This window comes from Terrihabitans rhizophilus (genome assembly GCF_033898525.1).
GTDB classification, from domain to species: Bacteria; Pseudomonadota; Alphaproteobacteria; order Rhizobiales; family Methylopilaceae; genus Flaviflagellibacter; species Flaviflagellibacter rhizophilus.
Map to the genome: position 1 here is coordinate 22170 of NZ_JAXAFJ010000012.1, position 20971 is coordinate 43140.

Sequence of the window (20971 nt, forward strand, 5' to 3'; positions counted from 1 at the left end):
ACGATTACTCCGCTTTTATGCTTCCAGCTTAGGCAAATGTTAAACGCCCGGCATTACCTTCAATAGGAATGATGGTCAGTCTTGTTGAGAGTAAACGATGACCGAGTTGCCGCGCGCAAAGGTAAAATACGTTATCGGCCCCGACGGCAGCCCGTTGACCATTGCCGACCTGCCACCCACCGATACCAAGAGATGGGTCATTCGCCGCAAGGCGGAAGTGGTCGCCGCGGTGCGTGGCGGACTGCTCAGCCTCGAGGAGGCGTGCAAGCGCTACACTCTGACGGTCGAGGAGTTTCTGGCGTGGCAGGCAAGCATCGAGCGTCATGGTCTCGCCGGTCTCCGCACCACCAGGATCCAGCAATATCGCGTCGGATAAACGTTAAATCCTATTCATACCGATTACTTGTTCCTTACCGAAACGCCGCTCTCAGAGCGGCGTTTTGCTTTTGTTAACTTGGTGACGCCTCCGGCCTGCCGAAACGAAAAAAGCCCGCGTGATGCGGGCTTTCGGTGCTGCGATTTGGAACGCCGGTTCTAGCTGGCGCGGCGTGACGTCGTTTCGCGTCCGGCTTCCGTGCGCTGGTCGCGGGCGTCGAGGGCCTCCGCCTTCTCCAGATCCGCCTGGGCATCTTCCATGGCTGCCTGAGCCTCGGCCAGCTGGACCTTGAGCTCTTCCGCCGACCGCAGGAGATTGTCGCGCCGCTGTGCTGCGGCCCTCGCATAGGTTGGATAGGCGAAATGGTTCACGTCGCCAATGCCGGCGCGCTGTTCCTCCACCTCGATCTCCCGGTCCAGATCGGCCGCGATGCGCATGAACTCTGCGACCATGGCTTCGATCTGGCCCACCTGGCGGCGGCGCTCGTCAACTTGGAACCGCTTCAAGCGGATCATGGTGTCACGCGATTTCATAAGTTCGTTCATGACATACGGCCGGTTAGCACAGGCTTTGCCGGCCGTGCGCAATTTGAACTATCTGCCGCGATCCTGACGCAATCCTGTTTCCGCTTCCTTACCGGGCGGACGCATTCGGTGTGGCCCGTCATCCACAGGAAATCCACAGCCCGATGATTCGGTCGCGAAGGTAACGGTTCGTTTACCTCGCCGGTTAATGATTTGAACCAAGGTTCGACAAGCCGCGTTTGCCATACGGATCGTCGAAGGCTGAGTCACTTGAGTCAGTTAGGGCGTATAGCTAAGAACTTAGTTTAGCACCTGCCGCTGGGAATTTTGCTTTTGGGGCAACGGTTTATCCGCCATCCACAGCTTCGTTCACGTGGTGCTTGCTGAGGGAAATAAAACTCTGTTAACCATTCGGTGTCAGAGTTCAGTAACGGAAATGGATTGGTCCCGGCTTCTTGCCGCGACGCGGCATTGCAGGAGCGGTGGAGGGCATTATGCGCGTGCTTCTGATCGAGGATGACAGCGCGACAGCGCAGAGCATCGAGTTGATGCTCAAGTCCGAAAGCTTCAACGTCTACACCACCGATCTCGGCGAAGAAGGCGTCGATCTCGGCAAGCTCTACGACTACGACATCATCCTGCTGGACCTGAACCTGCCGGATATGTCGGGCTACGAAGTGCTTCGCCAGCTGCGTGTCTCCAAGATCAAGACCCCCATCCTGATCCTGTCCGGCCTCGCGACCATCGAAGACAAGGTTCGCGGCCTCGGCTTCGGCGCCGACGACTACATCACCAAGCCCTTCCACAAGGACGAGCTTGTTGCCCGCATCCACGCGATCGTGCGTCGTTCCAAGGGCCACGCCCAGTCGGTGATCAACACCGGCGACCTCGTGGTCAACCTGGACACCAAGACGGTGGAAGTCGGTGGAAACCGGGTGCACCTGACGGGCAAGGAGTACCAGATGCTGGAGCTCCTGAGCCTGCGCAAGGGCACCACGCTGACCAAGGAGATGTTCCTGAACCATCTCTATGGCGGCATGGACGAGCCGGAGCTGAAGATCATCGACGTGTTCATCTGCAAGCTTCGCAAGAAGCTGGCGTCTGCCACCGACGGCAAGAACTACATCGAGACCGTGTGGGGCCGCGGCTATGTGCTGCGCGAACCGCCGGAGGATCTGCGCGCAAGCGCCTGATCCACGCCACGCAAAAAAAGACCCCGCTTCGGCGGGGTTTTTTGTTTCCTGAACCCGGTCTAGGCGAGGCCGACCTGCTGGAACTTCGACTGGACCAGATCCCGGTCGAAGGGCTTCATGATGTACTCGTCGGCACCAGCCCGCAGCGCGCGAGCGATCTGCGCGACATCATGCTCGGTCGTGCAGAACACCACTTTCGGTGCCCTTCCCGCCTCGGTCGAACGCAGTTCCCGAAGAAACTCCATGCCGTCCATCACTGGCATGTTCCAGTCCAGCAGGATGGCGTCGGGCATTTGGTCCATGCACTGCTCAAGGGCTTCGCGGCCATTCTCAGCCTCGATGATGCGGAAGTGGCAGCTTTCCAGAATCCGGCGTGCGACTTTCCGCACGACGCTGGAATCGTCCACCACAAGGCACGTCTTCATAGCCAACCCTCTCCCGCGAATGTCGCGATCCCCGGGGCACCATCGGCGGGCATGCCTCTCCACGAGGTGAAGAGATTCGCAGAAAGTTGAAGCTATCGCCAGTTTTTCGGCGCGAGAGCTTGCTGGCCGGCCAGCCTTATATCGTCGACGCTGGGCTCGCGAGCCGCCATCGGCAGATCAAGCAGGATGCGGGTCCCCTGCCCCGGGCGCGAATCCAACACGATGCTGCCTCCGCGCTCGTCGACCACATGCTTCACGATGTCCAAACCGATGCCGCGCCCGGCCAGCATGGAGACGGCGCTGAAAGTGGAAAATCCAGGCGCAAAGATGAAGCCGAACACCTCCTCGCGGGTCATGCTCGCCAGTTCATCAGGTGTGACAAGTCCCCGCGCCAGCGCGGTCTTGGCTATCTTGTCGTGATCGAGGCCGCAGCCATCGTCACTTACACTCAGCAGCAGGCGATCCTCCTCCGCTCGTGCCGAGATGGCGATCCTGCCCGGCACGGCCTTTCCTAACAAGAGGCGCGTCTCGTCATCCTCGATGCCGTGCGCAAGACAATTGCGGACAAGCTGGATCAGCGGATCGTCGAGGGCCTCGACGAGCCCCTTCGGAACGGGGGTGCCTCCGCCTTCCAGATGCAGGTCAACGTCGCGCCTCAGGTCGCGGGCAAGATGGCGCAGGATGCGGGGCAGCTTGTGCCAGGCAAGGCTGACCGGCACCTGCTCGTTCTGCTCGATGGCGAGCCGCATTCTTTCGCTGACACCAGCAAGTCGGCTTCGCACGGCCGCAAGCGCCGGGTCGTAGCGCTCGAGCCCCAGCACCCAGGCACCCTGCGTGAGCACCGCCGCACCGATTCCCTTGGATTCGGTGATGTCGGCATCGTCGCCCGGCGGTTCCGATCCCTGCGCTTCGACCACGTCCAGCAGCCAGCGGATTCGTTCGACGGCGGCCAGCAGATGCGGACAGCGCTCCTGCAGGGACGCACCGTCCCGGATCTCCACCATCCAGGTCTCGGCAGCGTGCGCGAGAGCCGCCACCCGCGGAAAATCGAAGAAGGAGCAGGTGCCCTTGATGGTGTGGAAGAGACGGAGCACCGGCGCCGTGTGCTTGGACGCCTGAGGGCTTCCAAGTTCGCGCTCGATCGCGTCGAGAGCGGCCTCGGCCTCGTTCAGGAAATCGGCAAGCAGATCGTCCACGAACCACGGACCCTTTCCGGGGCTGAATATCCGGAACACGGGACGGTTGTAGCCAAGAAGTCTTACCCGCCGGTTGAGGCCCGGATGCTACGCTCCGAACTGCGGGTCCGGCAGCGTGTCTTGCGCGGTGATCGTGACCGTGTCGCCATCAATGACCATGTTGACGTCCATGCCCGTCTCGCGAGCGACAAGGCCTGCGTAGAAGGGCTGGATGACATGCGCATCCACGCGGTTCTCGGGCGGTGTTCCCGCAATCAGGTCCTCCACATGCGCCGGGATACGGGCCATGACACCGCGCGTCGTCAGCCGGAAGGATGTATCCGGCTCCACGCCTTCCACCGCGATGTCGAGCGAACCGCCGCGCGGGATCGTCGAGGATGCGATCACGACCAGGTTCAGCAGCAGCTTGACCTTGTTCTTCGGCAGCAGCGCCCGTGGCGCGGTCCACGTCATCTCGGCCTTGCTGTCGCGCATGAAGCCGCGCGTCACGCCTTCCGCATCCGCCAGGTCGATCATCGCGCCGGCGGATCCTGCTGCGCCATAAGCCAAGCGGGCGAACTGGAGGCGGGCCGATGCCTGCATGGCGCTCTTGCGCACGAGGTCGAGCGCGAACTCCCGCATTTGGGGGTCTTTCTCTTCCTCGAGCACTTCAAGCCCGTTGACGATGGCGCCCACGGGGCTGATCACATCGTGGCACAGGCGGCTGGAGATCAGGGCGGCAAGATCGAGAGGATCAAGGACGACAGGGGCGGTCATTTCGGCTTCCAGGCTGACGCGGCTCCGTGTTCAGGGCGCCGGGAACGATCCTGCCTGATAGCCTCCCCGGGGATTCGTCTCAAGGCTTGCGCGTTCGACGGCCCCGGCCCATGACGCGCCGAGACCATCCCTCCACGTCATCGAGGTTACCGATCGTGCTGTCCTCCGCCGGCTTCCGCAGCCTGTCCTTCCACCTGTCCGTACTGGCTGCGGAGGCGGGTCGATTGATCCTGGACATCTCGCGCCGGGGCGCGGAGGTGCAGGAGAAGTCCGATCACTCTCCCGTGACCGATGCGGACATTGCGGCGGAAGAGCTCTTGCTGGCGGGGCTCGGCCGCTTGCTGCCAGGCGTGCCCGTGCTCGCCGAGGAGAGCGCATCGCGCGGAGAGGCGCCCCTGCCGGGCAGCACCTTCCTTGTGGTGGATCCGCTCGACGGCACGCGTGAGTTCGTTTCCGGGCGGCGGGAATACACCGTCAATATCGGGCTCGTTTCAGAGGGACGGCCTGTGCTCGGCGTGCTGCATGTGCCGGCTTACGGACGCACCTATCACGGTGCGGAAAGCGCCGGTGCCGCGCGCGCCCTTCACGAGGTCGGCGCCCTCCCGGTCGAGGAGATGTTCGAGCCGATCCGCACCCGCACTCCGCCGCCCGGCCTCATGGCGCTGACCAGCCGCGGCCACAACGACGCTGCGACGGAAGCTTTTCTGGACAAGCTCGGCGTGGTGGGCGAGCGCCAGCGCATCGGCTCGGCCTACAAGTTCGCGCTGGTGGCCGAAGGGTCGGCGGACATCTACCCCCGCTTCGGGCCGACCATGGAATGGGACCTTGCCGCAGGCCATGCGCTGATCCTCGCCGCCGGCGGGGATGTGCTTTCACCGGAGGGGGAGCCGGTGCGCTACGGCAAGACCGACGAGGGATATCGCAACCACGCATTCGTGGCGTGGGGCCGTGTGACGCGCTAAGGCCTTCGCAAAGACATTTTTGCAGGCGATCCTCAGTAAGCGATTCGCATGTGCTGCGCAGGATCGGAGGACCATGACCATCTTCGCCCGTTCCACTCGTTTCGTGTGCGCCCTCGCGGCGTTCATGCTGACCGCCTCCTATCCAGCAGCCGCGCAGTACGAGCCTTCCGACCGGGCGGGAACCTATTCCGCCGACGAGATCGTCCAGCGCGGGCACAAATTCTTCGGCACCGTGTCGCGCGAAATGGCGACGCTCGTGCAGCGGGCCGGCGGACAATGGGGCGAACCCAACGGCTACATCCTTGGCCAGGAAGGTTCGGGAGCCATCGGCGCCGGCGTCCGTTACGGCGAGGGCAAGCTGTACATGAAGCTGGGCGGTGAGCGCCGGGTGTACTGGCAGGGTCCGTCGCTGGGCTTCGACTTCGGCGGCGAAGGCGCCCGCACAATGATTCTCGTCTACAACCTGCCGGGACCGGAGGCCCTGTTCCGCCGCTTCGCCGGGATCAACGGTTCCGCCTATCTGGTCGGCGGGCTGGGCATGACGGCGCTCGGAGCGGGAGATGTCGTGCTGGTTCCGATCCAGTCCGGAGTGGGCGCACGGCTCGGCGTGAACGTCGGATATCTGAAGTTCACGCGGAACCAGACCTGGAATCCGTTCTGACATCGACCAGGTGACGGCGCCAAGATCGCTGTCGCCCTGCCGCCCTCTGGCGGGACCGTTGCGGCCATGCCATGAAGGCCGCTCACCAGAAGGTTGGACAGGCTTGTGATGGTCGAGCCGCTTCTCTACGCCGCGCTCGGCTTCCTCGTGGCAAGCCTGCTCGCCTTGTTCTTCGGTCGCGCGCTCTGGAACCGGGCCGTGCGGCTGACCACGCACCGCGTGATGCGTCGGCTGCCTCTTTCCCGCGACGAGATCGTCGCCGCGCGTGATCTGCTGCGCGCCGAGCATGCCGTCGAGCACCGACGCCTCGAACGCCAGTCGAACCTGATGCGCGAGCGCATGGGTGCCAGCATGGCAGCCGTCGGCCAGCGTGATGCCCGCATCGCGGAGCTCCGTTCAGGCGTCGAGAGGGAGAGGGAGCGGCTGGCCGAAAGCTCCCAGAGGCAGGCTGAAGCGCAAGCTGAAATCGACCGGCTGGCGCAAGAGCACAACAATCTGCGGGCTCGCCTATCCGAGACGGAGCGGCATCTCGCGGTGGTCCGGCGTGATCTGGAGCAATCGCAACATGACCGCCGGAATTTGCTCGAATTGGCCGATGCACGGCGCGAAGAGCTGGCCCATGCCAATCTGCGGCTGGCGGATATTCGGGGCTCTGGCCCGGGGCGAAACGATGTCTCCTCGGCAGCAGACGCCATCGACCTGCAGTCGCAGCTGAACGCGGCCCGCGCCGCACGGCTTCAGGAGGCGGAACGTGCTGACCGCTTGGAAGCACGCCTCACGGCAGCCGAAGCACAGCTCGCGCAAGCCTTGACGAGACTGGAAGCCGGCGGCGCCGGACGGGCGGATGCTGCGGCGGCTCTTCCGGCCGATGCCGAGGAACTCGCTTTGCTGCGCCAGCAGATCGAAGCCTTGGCCCGCGAGATTGCCCACACCGTCTCGGACAAGAGCCCGCCTGCTGCCCGGGCGATCCGCGCGCCCGCCGAAGCCTCCTGAAATAAATGCGGCAGGTTTGAACCAAGCTGCCACCGGTTGATTGTGTGAGTGTGCTGATCCGTACACTCCTCCTGCTGGCACTGCTTGGCTCCGCCTCATCGGCGCAGGCCGTGCCGACACCCCGCCCCAATCCGTTTCCGCCAGCTGCGAAGACAGAGGCGGCGGACGTGCCCGTCCCGCAACCCGCCCCGCCCGAGGTAAAGCCCTCCGGGAAGGCTGAACCGGCAAAGCCCGCGGAGCCAGAGGCGACCGAGAAGACGGCGTCAGAGCCGCCCACTGCCGAGCCCGGCTCTCCTCCGCCTGCTCCCGCCGAGGAGGAGACGAAGACAGCCACATCCGACCCCGAATGCGACGCACTGAAGGCGGCCGGAGAGGTGGAGTTCAAGCCGCTGCCGCCGATCGTCGAGAATCGTTGCGGGGCACCATTCCCCATCAGCATCACCGCCATCCAGCCAAAGGGCGGCCAACGGGTCGCTCTCGAACAGCCGGTCGTTGCACGCTGCGCCGTGGCGGCCGCAATGGTGACCTGGATGCGCGACACCGTGCAGCCCTCGGCGAAAAAGTATCTGGGCGAGGAGGTCGCGTCCCTCGGGTCCACGAACGGTTATGCCTGCCGAGGTCGAAACCGGCGCACCGATACGAAGCTGAGCGAGCACGGTCGCGCAAATGCTGTCGATATCGGGAGCTTCAAGTTTGTCTCGGGCAAAATCGTCGCCGTCGGCCATCGCGAAGATCCTGGGCTTAGCTTCATGCTCGATATTCGCGCCAAGGCCTGTGGCTTGTTCAAGACGGTGCTGGGGCCAGGCTCCGACGTCTATCACAGCACCCACCTGCATTTTGACGTCATCCGGCGCGGCCGTAACGGCAACGCGACCTACTGCCACTAATACAGGCCGCACCTGTTCAAACCCGGCTGTCGCTGTTACCTAAAGCGCAACATCCAAAACGTCCGGAAACGCGCGCGGCCATGACCGCAACACTCGACCACGCCCCCATCGCCCCGCCGGCGCCTTATGCGTCGCGGCGTACCTTTGCGATCATCTCGCATCCTGACGCCGGCAAGACCACGCTGACGGAGAAGCTGCTGCTCGCCGGCGGCGCGATCCGGGCGGCCGGCAGCGTCAAGGCACGAGGCGAGCGCAGGCGCGCCCGCTCCGACTGGATGGACATCGAGCAGTCGCGCGGCATTTCCGTTACCTCATCGGTGATGACCTTCGAGCGCGACGGCATCACCTTCAACCTGCTCGACACGCCGGGCCATTCCGACTTCTCGGAAGATACCTACCGCACGCTGTCCGCCGTGGACGCCGCGATCATGGTCATCGACGCCGCGAAAGGCATCGAAAGCCAGACGCGCAAGCTGTTCGAGGTGTGCCGCCTGCGCGACATCCCGATCATCACCTTCATCAACAAGGTGGACCGGGAAGGCCTCGATCCACTGGAACTGCTGGACGAGATCGCCACTGGCCTCGCGCTCGATCTCGCGCCCATGACATGGCCGATCGGCCTCGGCACGGATTTTCGCGGTCTCATCGACATCGAGGGCAAGCGGGCATTGCTGCCCGACCAGCGCGGCGGCGCGCAGGTTTCCGAGATCAAGTTCACTGATCCGGCAGAACTCGCGACGACGGCCCGCATCGAGCCGCACATCCTGAAGCCGACCCTCGAAGGTCTGGAACTCGCCGAAAGCGCCCTGCCCCGCTTCGATCTGCAGAGCTTCCTCGAGGGTCATCTGTCGCCCGTGTTCTTCGGCAGCGCGCTCAAGGAGTTCGGCACCGAGCAATTGCTGCAGGCGCTGGAGACCTTTGCACCGCCGCCGACCACGCGTCCGGCAACGGCCCGCGCGGTCTCGGCCGCGGAGAACCCGGTCACCGGCTTCGTCTTCAAGGTGCAGGCGAACATGGATCCGAACCATCGCGACCGCGTGGCGTTCGTGCGGCTGTGCTCGGGCAAGTTCCGGCGCGGCATGAAAGTGTTCCACGTCCGCGAGAACCGGATGGTGACCATCGCCGCCCCCATCTTCTTCTTCGCGCAGGAGCGCGAGACGGCGGACGAGGCGCTGCCCGGCGACATCATCGGCATCCCCAATCACGGAATGCTGCGCGTCGGCGACACGCTGACCGAGGGTGAGCCCCTGCGCTTCGAAGGCATCCCCAATTTCGCGCCGGAGATCCTGCGCCGCGTGATGCTCGAAGACCCGATGAAGGCCAAGCAACTGACACGCGCCCTGCAGGATATGGCCGAAGAGGGCGTGACGCAGGTGTTCCGCCCCATCCTCGGCGCGCAGTTCATCGTCGGCGTGGTCGGCCCACTCCAGCTGGAGGTTCTCGCCTCGCGCATGGAGAAGGAATACAACGTTCCGATCCGCTACGAAGCCGCCCCCTATGTCACCGCGCGCTGGATCACCGGCGACAAGGCGGACGTCGAACGTTTCGTCGAGTCGAACCGCTCCTCGGTTGCGGAAGACCGCGACGGCGCCATGGTGTTCATGGCCCGCAACACCTGGGCGCTCGATCAGGCGCGTCAGGACTGGCCGGGGCTGAACTTCGTGGACACCCGCGAGCGCGGCTGATCAGGCCCAGCGAGCGACGAGGAAATCCACAAAGGCCCGCACGCGCGGCGCCAGCAGACGACGATGCCCGTAGACCGCGTGTATCGGAACGGCAGGACGCTCGAACCCTTCGAGGATGCGGACGAGCCGCCCTTCGGCGATGTAGCCCGCAACCTGCCAGCCCGGCACGCGCGCGATGCCTGCGCCGCCCAGCGCCGCAGAGACCACCGCATCGAGGCTGTTGGTGCGCAGCCGGCCCGGAATTGGCATGCGACGTGTGCCGCCCGACTGCTCGAAGCGCCATTCCGCATCGTCCCGCGCATCCGCAAAGACAAGGCAGTCGTGGGCGGCGAGTTCGTCCGGGGTCTCCGGTGTGCCCCGTCGCGCAAGATAATCCGGGGTCGCGCAAACCACGCGGCTGACCTCGCCGAGCCGGCGCGCGATCAGGTCTGAATCCGGCAGTTCGCCGACGCGAATGGCGAGATCCAAGCCTTCTTCCGCAAGGTTGACGTAGCGGTCGACCAGGGTCAGGTCGATCGAGACGGCGGGGTGCGAGGCAAGGAATTCCGGCAGCAGGGGCGAGACACGCAGCCGGCCGATCAGTGTCGGTGCGCTGATGCTCAGACGGCCGCTGACCTCGGTGCGGCTGAGGCTGAGCGCCGCTTCCGCCTCCTCGACCTCCGCCAGGATCTGGCGCGCTTTCTCGCAGAATATCAGCCCTTCCTCGGTCGGGGCGAGCCTGCGGCTCGTCCGCGTCAGCAACCGGGCGCCGAGATGCTCTTCCAAGGCTGCGAGCTTGCGGCTTGCAGCCGGCAAGGTTAGGCCCAGCGCCCGTGCGGCGGCGGAGAGAGATCCGGTGTCCACGGCCTTGACCAGCACCGACATGGATTGAAGACGGTCGACCACCGGGCGTCCTTGCAGAATATGAAAGCTTGCCTTGCGAAAGGAGCGGATTTACGCCGCTGGCGCAACATGGCGATATCCCTGCCATGACAGCTACCCCCCCCACCCTGAGCCGCACCACCCTCTGGATCATGGCCGCGACGGCCGGACTCGTGGTGGCGAACAATTACTACAACCAGCCGCTGCTGGTGGATTTCGCAAACACCTTCAGCGTCACGGAGGCAGCAGCCGGGCGCATCGCGGTGCTGACACAGGCGGGCTACGCTCTCGGTCTCCTGCTGTTCGTGCCCCTTGGCGACAAGCTGGAGCGCAGGCGCTTGATCCAGGTTACGCTGGTGCTCTCCGCGCTCGCGCTCGCGGCAGCGGCGGCGGCCCCTTCGCTCGCGTTCCTGACGCTGGCGAGCTTTCTCATCGGCCTCACCAGCGTCGCGCCGCAATTGCTGACCCCGTTCGCGGCGCATCTGGCGGGCCCGTCCGGGCGCGGCAAGGCCGTCGGCACCGTCATGTTCGGCCTGCTCTGCGGCATCCTGCTGTCACGCACCATCGCCGGCTTCGTGGGCGCTCATTTCGGCTGGCGCGTCATGTTCATCGCCGCCGCCGTTCTCATGCTGGCGCTGGTTTTCGTACTGAACAGCCGCCTGCCCCGCGACCAGCCGGCGTTCACCGGCAGCTATGCCAGCCTGATGGGTTCGCTGTGGACGCTCGTGAAGCAGGAACCTGTGCTGCGCGAAACATCGGCAGTCGGCGCCCTGCAGTTCGCGGCCTTCAGCGCCTTCTGGACCACGCTCACATTCCATCTCTACAACATGCCCGGCCAGTACGGCAGCGATGTCGCAGGCCTGTTCGGTCTCGTGGGTGTGCTGGGCGCCAGCGCGGCGCCTTATGCGGGGAAGCTGTCCGACCGCGGCAGCCCGAAGCTCACGGTGCTCATCAGCAGCGTCGGCTTCGTCGTGGCCTTCCTCATCTTCGGTGTCGCCGGAGGCACTTTGTGGGGCCTGGCCGCGGGCGTCATCCTGCTCGATCTCGCAATGCAGTCGGGTCATGTGTCGAACATGACCCGCAACATTGCGCTCAACCCGGCCAGCATGAGCCGCGCCAACACGGTCTACATGTGCGTCCGCTTCGCCGGGGGAGCCCTCGGGTCGGCGGCCGCCGCCTGTTCCTGGGCCCATTGGGGATGGACCGGCGTGTGCAGCGTGGGAGCCACGCTGTGCCTTCTGGCGATCGCCGTGCAGTACCTTCCTCGGGGAGAAGTTCGTCAGCCGGAAGTCTGATGCGGCGTTGTCATGAAAGCTGCACGGAGCATTGCCTAACCTGTCAAACTGGAACAGGCTAAGAACATACGGAGTCGGCAGTGACGGCGTTCAGAGGATACCGCGCACAGTGCCGACATGGGAGCAATGTGCGATGAGCAGCTCGGTCGCGCTCGTTATCTGTGGTCTCCTCCTCGTGGGGCAATTGGTCAGCGTGGCGCTGGCTGACTGGCGCCTGCATCGTCGGCGTCCCTCGATCCTCGATCCGGAGCGCGCGGGTCCGGTCAGCATCGTCATTCCCACGCACGGCATCGAGACCTTTGCCCGCGAGACGCTCGAATCGGCCTTCAACCTCGATTATCCCCGCTACGAACTGATCTTCTGCGTGGCACGCGGCGACGATCCGATCACCGGGCTCATTCTCCGGGCTATCGAGGATCACCCCGAGATTCCGGCGCGGCTCCTCGTCGGCGACGATGTCATCAGCGACAATCCCAAGCTCAACAATTGCGTGAAGGGCTGGGACGCCGCCCGTTACGACTGGATCATCCTGACCGATTCCAACGTGTTGATGCCGCGCGACTACATTCAGCGCCTCATGGCCGGCTGGCGCGCGGACACGGGCCTGCTGTGCTCCCCGCCACGCGGCTCGCGCCCGGAAGGGCTGTGGGCAGAGGTGGAGTGCGCCTTCCTGAACACGCTGCAGGCACGCTGGCAATATGCCGCCGAGGCCGGGGGCATGGGCTTCGCGCAGGGCAAGAACATGCTGTGGCGCCGTCAATTGCTGGACGACAATGGCGGCATCCGCGCGCTGGCGGCCGACATAGCGGAGGATGCGGCGGCCACGAAGATCGTGCGCGATGCCGGGTTCCACGTCCATCTGGCGGACACCGCCTTCGAGCAGCCGCTCGGCCGACGCTCCGCAGGCCAGGTCTGGATGCGCCAGTTGCGCTGGGCCCGCCTGCGCCGCGTGACGTTCGCTCCCGTCTACGCCCCGGAGATCCTGACCGGAGCCGCACTGGCGGCAGTGTTCGCGGCCATCGCAGCCGCGCCGGCCGGCCCCGCCGCTGCCGCATTGGCGGCGGTGCTGATGACGGCGCTGTTCCACGCCGCCGAACTGGTGCTCGCCTCACGCGCCGGATGGCATCTGTCCTGGCGCACCCCCATCGCGCTCCTGATCCGGGACGTGTTGTGGCCCGCCATCTGGATAGGCGGCTGGGCAGGCGCAACCGTGGTCTGGCGCGACCAGTCCATCAACGTGAAGAAAGGCGCCGCGCTCGACACCTCGCTTACGCCTTCGACGGGCGTGTTCTGATCCGATAGAGGTTCGCACCGCAAACATTGGCGAACAGCTTCGCCACATCTGCCGGCAAACATTCCAACTGGCGGATATCATCATGCTCGATGACGCCTAGACGGACGACAGTCAGGCTGCTCGCCTCCTCTTCTTGGCAGCCCCTATCCCCCAAACCGCCGCATCGCATCCACGGTAAGCCCCAGCCCCACCGATCCGAAGGTGTCGCCCTCGACTACGCGCGCCTTCGGCAGTTCGGCTACGATGGCGGCGCGCACGTGGCGCAGGCGGGTTGATCCGCCGGTCAGGAACAGGGCGTCCACGTCGTCGGGGCGGATGCCGGCCTGGTTCAGGCAGTTCGTGATGCGGGCGCCGATGCGGTCCGCCAGTTGCTCGGTGTTTTCCACCAGTTCGTCGCCGCTGAACTCCGCCGCGAGGCCGCGCTCCACCCAGTCGAGGGCGATCCGCGCGCGCGGCTCGTCGGCCAGGGCGATCTTCGCACGCTCGACATCGCCGGCAAGCGTGTGGCCTCGCCGCTCCTCAATCACGGTGACGAGACGCTCCAGCTTGTCCGGTTCGCGAGCGTCGCGCTGCACCTGCCGAATTTCGCCCAGCCGCTTCGGATCGTAGAGGCGGTTGATGCTGTGCCACGAGGCGAGGTCGTGGAAATAGCTCGACGGGACGTCGAGGTCGCCACGCTTCATCGCGGTACCGAGCCCCAGCAGCGGCATGACCTGCCGCAGCGAGATCCAACGGTCGAAATCAGTGCCGCCGATGCGCACGCCGTCATTGGCAAGTATGTCGTTTGTGCGGTCCGCCCGGCGCCGCCCGTCCGGGCCGATGCGCACGATGGAGAAGTCGGACGTGCCGCCGCCGATATCGGCGATGAGCGCAAGTTCCTCGCGCTCGACGCTCTGCTCGTAATCGAGCGCGGCGGCGATGGGCTCGAACTGGAACAGGACGTCACGGAAACCGACCTCGTACGCGATCTCGCGCAATGCGCTCTCGGCCTTCGCATCGCCTTCGGGATTTTCGTCAACGAAATGCACGGGACGGCCATGGACGACCTGCGTGATCTCGCGGCCCGCCGCAGCCTCGGCGCGAACCTTAACATGGCGCAGGAAATCCACCAGCACCTGCCGGAACGGCGCACGCGTGCGGCCGATCTGCGCCACCTCGTCGAGCAGCGCGCTGCCAAGGACCGACTTGATGCTGCGGAACAGGCGCCCCTCATGGCCCTCCACATAGGCTTCGATCGCGGCACGGCCGATGACCGGCGCCGCCACGCGGCCGTAGAAGATGGCGCTGGGCACCGTGACGTGCGCGCCTTCCAGCGCCAGCAGTTCGGGCCGGCCGGCGCCAACCAGGCCGAGGGTCGTGTTGGAGGTTCCGAAATCGAGGCCGCATGCGGTCATGGGTCTGGTTCCTGCAGAATCGACAAACGTGCCCGAGGGCTCGGCGGCACCCGCCGCTCCCGGACACGTATTAAGATGATGTTGGCCCGGGAAGGCTCCCGAGCCGTTGGGCCTCAGCCCTTGCCGCGCGCCTTGCGGGCCGCGTATTTGGCGTCGCGCTTCGCCTTGCGCTCGACTTCGTCGGCCATCACGCGAGCGGCCATGTCGGCCATGCTCGATTCCTTGGCCTTAGCCTCCAGCTTGGCAGCTTCCTCGGCCGCCAGACGCTCAAGCTCACGCTGCTCGGCAAGGATCGCGTCCTGCCGGGCCTTCTCCTCGTCGATGAGGCGCTGCTTCTCGGCACGCTCCGCCTCGCGCTTTTCGCGAGCTTCGGCAATGGCGCGGCGCTCCTCGATCCGCTTCTGCATCTCGGGGTCGTCCGCGCTCGGACGCTTCTTGAACTTGTCCAGAAGCGCCTTGCGCGCCTCTGCTGCGGTGCTCTGACGGTCGGCGAATGTGTCTGTTACTTTGGCCAAGTTGGATTCCAGATGCGAAAGTTGACGTGTGACGTGCTAGTGGAAGTGCAGCTATGCGCCGCGCGGGCCGGAAAACGGTCCGATCCGGCCTTCCCACGTCACGATGACGCTCGTCACATAACGCGGGTCGACCCAAATTTCGAGGCTATAACCTCTCTCGCCCGGGATATTCCGACACAAAATGACTTTTCCTACGACTCACCCCGCTCTGGCACAGGCTCTGGCCGAACGGGGCTATAACGATCCGACACCCGTCCAGGCTGCCGTTCTGGAGCCCGGGGCACGCGGACGCGACCTCCTCGTTTCGGCGCAGACCGGCTCCGGCAAGACGATCGCCTACGGCCTCGCTCTGGCCGAAACCCTGATGGGCGAGGCCGAGCGCCTTCCCTACGCGGCCGAGCCGCTGGCCCTGGTGGTGGCGCCCACGCGCGAATTGGCCCTGCAGGTCACCCGCGAGCTCGACTGGCTCTATGCACCCTCCGGCGCGCGCAACGTCTCCTGCGTCGGCGGCATGGACCCGAAGACCGAACGCAAGCGGCTGGCCGGCGGCGCGCATATCGTGGTCGGCACGCCCGGCCGCCTGCGCGACCATATCGAACGCGGCGGCCTCGACGTGTCGAAGCTGCGCGCCGTGGTGCTCGACGAGGCGGACGAGATGCTCGATCTCGGCTTCCGCGAGGATCTCGAATTCATTCTCGAGACCACGCCGCATGAGCGCCGCACGCTTCTGTTCTCCGCCACCATGCCGCGCACCATCGCGAACATGGCCAAGCGCTTCCAGCGCGATGCGGCACGCATCGAGGTGGCGGGCGACCGAGGCGGTCACGCTGACATCGAGTACCGCGCAGTCCGCATCGTGCCGAACGAGGTCGAGCATGCGGTGGTCAACCTGCTGCGGCAGGTGGATGCCCCCGTCTCCATCGTGTTCGCCAACACCCGCAACGCGGTGAAGCACCTGCAGGCCTCGCTGTTCGAACGCGGCTTCTCTGTCGTCGGCATGTCCGGCGAACTGAGCCAGAGCGAACGCAACCATGCCCTCCAAGCGCTTCGCGACGGGCGCGCACGCGTCTGCGTGGCAACCGATGTGGCCGCGCGCGGCATCGACTTGCCGGGCGTCGGCCTCGTCATCCATGCGGAGCTTCCGCACGATCCCGAAGTGCTGCAGCACCGCAGCGGCCGCACGGGCCGCGCCGGTCGAAAGGGCATCAGTGCCCTGCTGGTGGCGCCATCCCGCCGTCGCCGCGCCGAAAGCCTGATGGCCGGCGCCGGTGTCGTGCCGGAATGGTGCGGGCCGCCCACGGCGGAGGATATCCGCGCGCTCGATCAGGATCGGCTTCTCAACGATCCCCTGCTCAGCGAGCCGGTGTCCGAGGAAGACGCCTCGATGGCGCAGGCGCTGCTGACCCAGCGGTCGGCGGAAGATCTGGCGGCTGCGCTGGTGCGGATCTGGCGCTCGCGCCTGCCGGCACCGGAAGAGGTGTTCGATCCCGGCGAGCGGCGCGACCGCCGTCCCGAGGGCGAGAGCAGGCCCGTCCGCGAGGCACCCGGCAACCGCGCGGAAGTGTTCGCGGGGAGCCAATGGTTCCAGATGCGCATCGGCCGCCGCGACAATGCGGATGCCCGCTGGCTGCTGCCGTTGATCTGCCGGCGCGGCAATGTCACCCGTCAGGAAATCGGGGCGATCCGCATCTTCGAGCGGGAGACCAAGTTTGAGGTCGCCGCCTCTGTCGTGGACCGTTTCGCCCATGCCATCCGCAAAGGCGGCGAGGACGATATCGAGATCGTCGCCATCCAGGGTGAGGCGCCGGAGCGCGGACGCCGTGACGCACCGGAGCGGGAGGCTCCCGCCCGACGCCCGGCCGAGAAGCGTCCGACGGAGCGGAAATCTTCGACGGATCGTGGTTCCGAGAAGTTCCTGGCCGAGAAGAAGGGTCCGCCGCGGTCGGCACACGCCGCCAAGCCCCCTCGCTCCGGCGAGCGCTCGGAACGTCATCCGGATGGGTTCCGTGGAAGCGGTCCTCGTGGCGACGCAAGGGGCGAGGCTCGGGGTGCGGGCCGTCCGGGCGATTTCGCCAAGAAGCCGCCGCGTCCCAAGCGCTGACACAGAGAGGATGCCATGACGAAGCCCGACCTCCTGATGCTGAACGAAATGCGTCCGTTTGCGCCCAAGGCGCTGGAAGCGGCGTTCAACGTGCATCGGATCTGGGAGTTGGAGGACGCGGAGGTGGTGAAGATAGCCCCCGACATCCGCGCCCTCGCGAGCTTCGGCGGGCGTGTGGATGCGCCGATGATGGAGCGATTTCCGCGTCTCTCCATCATCTCCATATCGAGCGTCGGCTATGACGGCATCGACGTGACGGCGGCGTCCCGGATGGGCATCACCGTCACGAATACGCCCGACGTTCTGACCGAAGAGGTGGCGGATCTCGCCATCGGGCTGCTGCTCGCCACGGTACGGGAGATTCCGCAGGCCGAGCAGCACCTGCGGAGCGGGCTTTGGGCGTCGTCTGGCCCTTACCGCCTGACGGCTAGCCTGCAAGGGCGGAGCGTCGGCATCGTGGGCCTCGGCCGCATCGGAAAGGCTATTGCCAAGCGGCTGGAAGGATTCGGCGTGCCGATCGCCTATTACGGGCGCAACCGGCAGGCTGATGTAGCCTACACCTATCATGCAGGCCTGACGGAGCTTGCCGAAGCGGTGGACGTTGTGATCGCCGTGACTCCCGGAGGCGCCGGTACGCGGCACCTCATTGGCGCAGATGCCTTCAGGGCTCTTGGGCCGAATGGCATCTTCGTCAATGTTGCGCGGGGTTCCGTGGTGGACGAAGCGGCGCTGATCGACGCGCTGCGGGACGGGACGATCCTCGGCGCGGGGCTCGACGTTTTCGAGAACGAGCCGAATGTCCCGCAGGCTCTCATGGACATGAAGAACACGGTGCTGCTGCCGCACGTTGCCTCGGCGTCGGCAGCCACGCGGGATGCGATGGCGCAGCTTGCCGTCGACAACCTGATCGCCTGGGCAGAGGGCCGCGGCCCGCTGACGCCCGTGCCAGAAACGCCCTGGCCGGCTCGCGTGGTGAGCGAAGGCTAGTCGAGCGGGATGGGTGTTCGGCCGTGAACGCTGCCGGACATTTGGTCCTATGCGGCGCTTTGCACGCTGCCCGGACCTTCAGGCGTCCGGTGCCTGTGCTAATGCTCAGGCGCCCGACGCGTTTCAATGGAGGCCCGCACCGATGACATCGCAGGATCTGGACGACACGTCCGGGAAGCCCGTCGTCATCGAGGGCTCGCCCGATGAGCATTGGCCTCGCCTCTCCCCCATGCAGACCGGCGTGCGCGGCCGCTGCCCACGCTGCGGCGAGGGAAGGCTGTTCGCCAACGGCTTCATCAAGCTTGCACCGCGCTGCGAGGTTTGCGGGCTGGACTATTCTTTCGCTGATCCGGCGGACGGCCCCGCCTTCTTCGTGATGATGTTCTTCTGCGTGCCGCCGGCCTTTCTGGGCGTCTGGCTCGAAGTGGTGCATCAGGTACCCTATTGGCTGAACGCCCTGATCACGCTGCCCGTGCTGCTGATCTTCTGCCTTCTGCCCTTGCGGCCCCTGAAGGGCTGGCTTGTCGCAAGCCAGTATTTCTTCAAGGCCGAGCAAGGACAGCTCGTCTATATCGACAGCGACGGGCGCGAACGTCCGCGCCGCTGACGGGGGTCGCCATGGCTGAGATCACGGAGCTCCGCACGGCTCATGACGGCTGGTGCAAGCTGTTCGTCGCGACTGTGCGAACCGCCGACGGCGCCAGCTTCACGCGCGAGATCGAAGACCATGGCGAGGCGGTGGCCGTGCTGCCTTACGATACCGAGCGTCGAACCGCGCTTCTCGTCCGCCAGTTGCGCGCGCCGGCCCTTCATGCGGCCGGCGTTATGCAGGTGCTCGAAGCGCCGGCGGGGCTGGCCGACCATGGATCAGTGGAAGATTCGGTTCGTGCCGAGGCCCAGGAAGAGCTCGGCCTGACTCTCCGCGAGGTGGAGTTCATCGGAACCGCCTGGACGATGCCGGGTATCTCGACCGAGCGGATGCACCTGTACCTTGCCGCCATTCGTGAGGACGACCGTACGGGCGCCGGTGGCGGGCTGGGCAGCGAGAACGAGAGCATCGAGATCGTGGAGATGCCCTTGGCCGACCTCGCGGCCTTGGCTGCGGCGGGCGAGATCGTCGACATGAAGACCTTCGCCCTCGTCATGGCGCTGCAACTGCGCCGCCCCGCCCTTTTCAGGTGACGCAGGCGGGCCCCGGCCGTGCGGGTCAAACGGCGTAGTGCTGCCTTCACAACACCCTGACATGATGCCGCCTTGCCGTAGCAGGAGCGGATGCGATGGCGATTGCGCGCATAGCCTTGTGGAGAGGTACGCTGACCATTCGGCGATGGCCGAACTTCAAGCGTGAAGAAGTAAAAGGCGAAGTGCCCAGCCTGAAGCTGGGCCAATTTCGTGTCACATGGTGGCCGAAGGACGCTTCCGCCGCGCAGCGGCAGCAGAAGCCTCCGGTGAACTAGCGGCTGACTTCGCCGGCGCCGGTGGCCTCCACATCGGCCGGGCGTGCATCGGCGGATACGCCGAGCGCGATCTCCGGATCGTCCGGCGTTCCCCCAAGGTTGAGGCTGGAGAACTCCAGCATCCTCGTGCCGTCGACGCCGCTCTGCTGGAGCAGGACGACGGCCTGCGGGCCCGAGAGGCGCACGTCCTTCACGCTGAGGCCTTCGTCTTTTCCGCGGACGCTCTCGCCGACGATCTTGCCGAGGCGCCACAGCGTGCCGTCGCCCGCCCCGTCGCTCGACGTGGTGCCGGAAGGTGCGCCGCCGACGCTTTCCTCCCGCGAGGCCATCCGCGAGCCTGCCGGAACGGCATCGCCGCCCGTCGGGCGCGACGTGGCCTCATCCGCATTGTCCTGCGGCTGCGACTGACCGACGGGCTGCTCCGTAACCCCATACTGCGCGTTGAGGTCGGGCCGGCTGCCCGCGCTGTTGCCTTCGTTGGCACGCCCCTGATTCTCGTTGGCCTGCGGCGTGCTCTGCGTCGCGCCGCTGCCTGTGCCCTGCTGCGGGGCCATGCCGCCGCTGCCCGAACCCGTGGCGCTCTCCTCCTTCTCCACGGATGTCGTTCCCGATGCGCGGCTGTTCTCCGCTTCCTCCTGCGTGCTGGGGGAGGCGGTCAAAGGAGCCTGCACATCGGGCTGGGGCGCGGACGGCGTTGCGGCGTCAGCCGCGACACTGGGCTTCACCGGGACATTGACCTCGGCACTTTGCGGCGCCGGCTGGTTGGCGCCGGAGACGGGCGGCGAGCCCGTGGCGGCCTTCGCCTCTGCAGGTTCCGCAGCCTTGTATTCGGGTAGCGCGGCAAGGCTCTCCTTGGTCAGCCCGGAAATCTGCACCTTGCCGTCCTGCACCGGCGGCAGGCGATCCGTGTTCATCACCCGGAGCGTCTCGCCGAGCCCGAGCAGACCACCCTCACCCAGCAGAAGCTGGCGGACATGGCCGTCACGGCCGACCAGGACGTCGCGCAGCGTTGCGACCGACTGCCCGTCCGCGCCGACGATATCGGCATCCTTGGTGGCGCTGAACGTGGATTCGGGGACGGTGGTTTCCCTCCCGGTGGGCATGTTGCCGGATGGTGCCTGCGCCATCAGCGGGGCAGAGGCCAGCACAGAAAATATTGCGACGCCTGAAAGAAGAACCCGTGTTCTCATGACCATCTCCCGCGCTGCTTTGCCTCGCACGGAGGACCCTTCACCGGAACGCGGATCGGGCCACGGGGTTCCGGCAAACTGGAAGGACTGGACAGTCACAATAGAGGAAGCTGATCGCGGCCTTAGCCCCATACATCATGATCTGCTCAGAAAACGCCGATATTCTTACCATGTGTTCGCTCGCCTTTCACTGGCGAGGTCAACAGCACCGGCATCATT

22 protein-coding genes are annotated in these 20971 nt (G+C 65.7%); 14 read left to right on the forward strand and 8 right to left on the reverse strand.

All coding sequences use genetic code 11. From position 1 onward, the window contains the following. Positions 1 to 97: 97 nt before the first annotated feature. A complete protein-coding gene (sciP, locus tag SCD90_RS15230) occupies positions 98 to 376 on the forward strand; it encodes a CtrA inhibitor SciP (RefSeq protein WP_319845564.1) in 279 nt (92 codons plus the stop codon). 158 nt (positions 377 to 534) lie between these two features. Here the strand turns inward: sciP and SCD90_RS15235 are convergent, their stop codons facing one another. Then, positions 535 to 909 (reverse strand): flagellar export protein FliJ, encoded by a 375-nt coding sequence (locus tag SCD90_RS15235; RefSeq protein ID WP_319845566.1) that lies wholly within the window; start codon positions 907 to 909, stop codon positions 535 to 537. A gap of 485 nt (positions 910 to 1394) precedes the next feature. On the opposite strand from SCD90_RS15235, the gene ctrA reads away from it, so the two are divergent. After that, a complete protein-coding gene (gene ctrA, locus SCD90_RS15240) occupies positions 1395 to 2093 on the forward strand; it encodes a response regulator transcription factor CtrA (RefSeq protein WP_319845567.1) in 699 nt (232 codons plus the stop codon). A gap of 59 nt (positions 2094 to 2152) precedes the next feature. On the opposite strand, the gene SCD90_RS15245 is transcribed toward ctrA, so the two are convergent. The 3 genes from SCD90_RS15245 to chpT all read right to left on the reverse strand — a co-directional run bounded on the left by SCD90_RS15245 (position 2153) and on the right by chpT (position 4470). After that, entirely contained in the window at positions 2153 to 2518 is a 366-nt protein-coding gene (locus SCD90_RS15245) for a response regulator (RefSeq protein WP_319845568.1), read from the reverse strand. Between the two features lie 92 nt (positions 2519 to 2610). After that, the gene (locus SCD90_RS15250; RefSeq protein WP_319845569.1) at positions 2611 to 3714 is read right to left on the reverse strand and encodes a chemotaxis protein CheA; all 1104 of its coding nucleotides are present in this window, start codon (positions 3712 to 3714) and stop codon (positions 2611 to 2613) included. A gap of 87 nt (positions 3715 to 3801) precedes the next feature. Continuing rightward, positions 3802 to 4470: a histidine phosphotransferase ChpT gene (chpT, locus tag SCD90_RS15255; protein ID WP_319845570.1), complete on the reverse strand. Its 669-nt coding sequence runs from the start codon at positions 4468 to 4470 to the stop codon at positions 3802 to 3804. A gap of 155 nt (positions 4471 to 4625) precedes the next feature. Between chpT and cysQ the strand changes: the two genes are divergently transcribed. The 5 genes from cysQ (at position 4626) to SCD90_RS15280 (ending at position 9658) form a co-directional block, all read left to right on the forward strand. Beyond that, positions 4626 to 5432, forward strand: a complete 807-nt coding sequence (cysQ, locus tag SCD90_RS15260; protein ID WP_319845571.1) for a 3'(2'),5'-bisphosphate nucleotidase CysQ — start codon at positions 4626 to 4628, stop codon at positions 5430 to 5432. A gap of 73 nt (positions 5433 to 5505) precedes the next feature. Next, entirely contained in the window at positions 5506 to 6093 is a 588-nt protein-coding gene (locus SCD90_RS15265; RefSeq protein WP_319845572.1) for a DUF1134 domain-containing protein, read from the forward strand. A gap of 108 nt (positions 6094 to 6201) precedes the next feature. Then, on the forward strand, positions 6202 to 7086 hold the full coding sequence (locus SCD90_RS15270; RefSeq protein ID WP_319845573.1) for a coiled-coil domain-containing protein: 885 nt from the start codon (positions 6202 to 6204) through the stop codon (positions 7084 to 7086). Positions 7087 to 7130: 44 nt separating this feature from the next. After that, complete coding sequence (locus tag SCD90_RS15275) at positions 7131 to 7973, forward strand: extensin-like domain-containing protein (protein ID WP_319845574.1); 843 nt, start codon at positions 7131 to 7133, stop codon at positions 7971 to 7973. 80 nt (positions 7974 to 8053) lie between these two features. Beyond that, positions 8054 to 9658 (forward strand): peptide chain release factor 3, encoded by a 1605-nt coding sequence (locus tag SCD90_RS15280; protein ID WP_319845575.1) that lies wholly within the window; start codon positions 8054 to 8056, stop codon positions 9656 to 9658. Here the strand turns inward: SCD90_RS15280 and SCD90_RS15285 are convergent, their stop codons facing one another. Next, on the reverse strand, positions 9659 to 10543 hold the full coding sequence (locus SCD90_RS15285) for a LysR family transcriptional regulator (RefSeq protein ID WP_319845576.1): 885 nt from the start codon (positions 10541 to 10543) through the stop codon (positions 9659 to 9661). Between the two features lie 83 nt (positions 10544 to 10626). Here SCD90_RS15285 and SCD90_RS15290 point away from each other — a divergent pair, with 83 nt between their 5' ends. Continuing rightward, positions 10627 to 11814: an MFS transporter gene (locus SCD90_RS15290; RefSeq protein ID WP_319845577.1), complete on the forward strand. Its 1188-nt coding sequence runs from the start codon at positions 10627 to 10629 to the stop codon at positions 11812 to 11814. A gap of 133 nt (positions 11815 to 11947) precedes the next feature. Next, positions 11948 to 13108 (forward strand): glycosyltransferase, encoded by a 1161-nt coding sequence (locus SCD90_RS15295; protein ID WP_319845578.1) that lies wholly within the window; start codon positions 11948 to 11950, stop codon positions 13106 to 13108. A 143-nt stretch (positions 13109 to 13251) separates the two neighbouring features. Here the strand turns inward: SCD90_RS15295 and SCD90_RS15300 are convergent, their stop codons facing one another. Together SCD90_RS15300 and SCD90_RS15305 are read right to left on the reverse strand one after the other, a co-directional pair. Beyond that, the gene (locus SCD90_RS15300) at positions 13252 to 14502 is read right to left on the reverse strand and encodes an Hsp70 family protein (RefSeq protein WP_319845579.1); all 1251 of its coding nucleotides are present in this window, start codon (positions 14500 to 14502) and stop codon (positions 13252 to 13254) included. A gap of 113 nt (positions 14503 to 14615) precedes the next feature. After that, entirely contained in the window at positions 14616 to 15017 is a 402-nt protein-coding gene (locus SCD90_RS15305; protein WP_319845580.1) for a DUF6481 family protein, read from the reverse strand. A 181-nt stretch (positions 15018 to 15198) separates the two neighbouring features. Here SCD90_RS15305 and SCD90_RS15310 point away from each other — a divergent pair, with 181 nt between their 5' ends. The 5 genes from SCD90_RS15310 (at position 15199) to SCD90_RS15330 (ending at position 19562) form a co-directional block, all read left to right on the forward strand. Further along, positions 15199 to 17118, forward strand: coding sequence for a DEAD/DEAH box helicase (locus SCD90_RS15310; protein ID WP_319845581.1), 1920 nt, complete (start codon positions 15199 to 15201; stop codon positions 17116 to 17118). Between the two features lie 15 nt (positions 17119 to 17133). Further along, positions 17134 to 18105 (forward strand): 2-hydroxyacid dehydrogenase, encoded by a 972-nt coding sequence (locus SCD90_RS15315; RefSeq protein WP_319845582.1) that lies wholly within the window; start codon positions 17134 to 17136, stop codon positions 18103 to 18105. 142 nt (positions 18106 to 18247) lie between these two features. After that, a complete protein-coding gene (locus SCD90_RS15320; protein WP_425265706.1) occupies positions 18248 to 18712 on the forward strand; it encodes a DUF983 domain-containing protein in 465 nt (154 codons plus the stop codon). 11 nt (positions 18713 to 18723) lie between these two features. Further along, positions 18724 to 19287, forward strand: coding sequence for an NUDIX hydrolase (locus SCD90_RS15325; RefSeq protein ID WP_319845583.1), 564 nt, complete (start codon positions 18724 to 18726; stop codon positions 19285 to 19287). Between the two features lie 95 nt (positions 19288 to 19382). Further along, positions 19383 to 19562, forward strand: coding sequence for a hypothetical protein (locus SCD90_RS15330; protein ID WP_319845584.1), 180 nt, complete (start codon positions 19383 to 19385; stop codon positions 19560 to 19562). Here the strand turns inward: SCD90_RS15330 and SCD90_RS15335 are convergent. Then, complete coding sequence (locus tag SCD90_RS15335; RefSeq protein ID WP_319845585.1) at positions 19559 to 20752, reverse strand: hypothetical protein; 1194 nt, start codon at positions 20750 to 20752, stop codon at positions 19559 to 19561. The two genes, SCD90_RS15330 and SCD90_RS15335, sit on opposite strands and share 4 nt — an antisense overlap. Between the last annotated feature and the right edge of the window lie 219 nt (positions 20753 to 20971).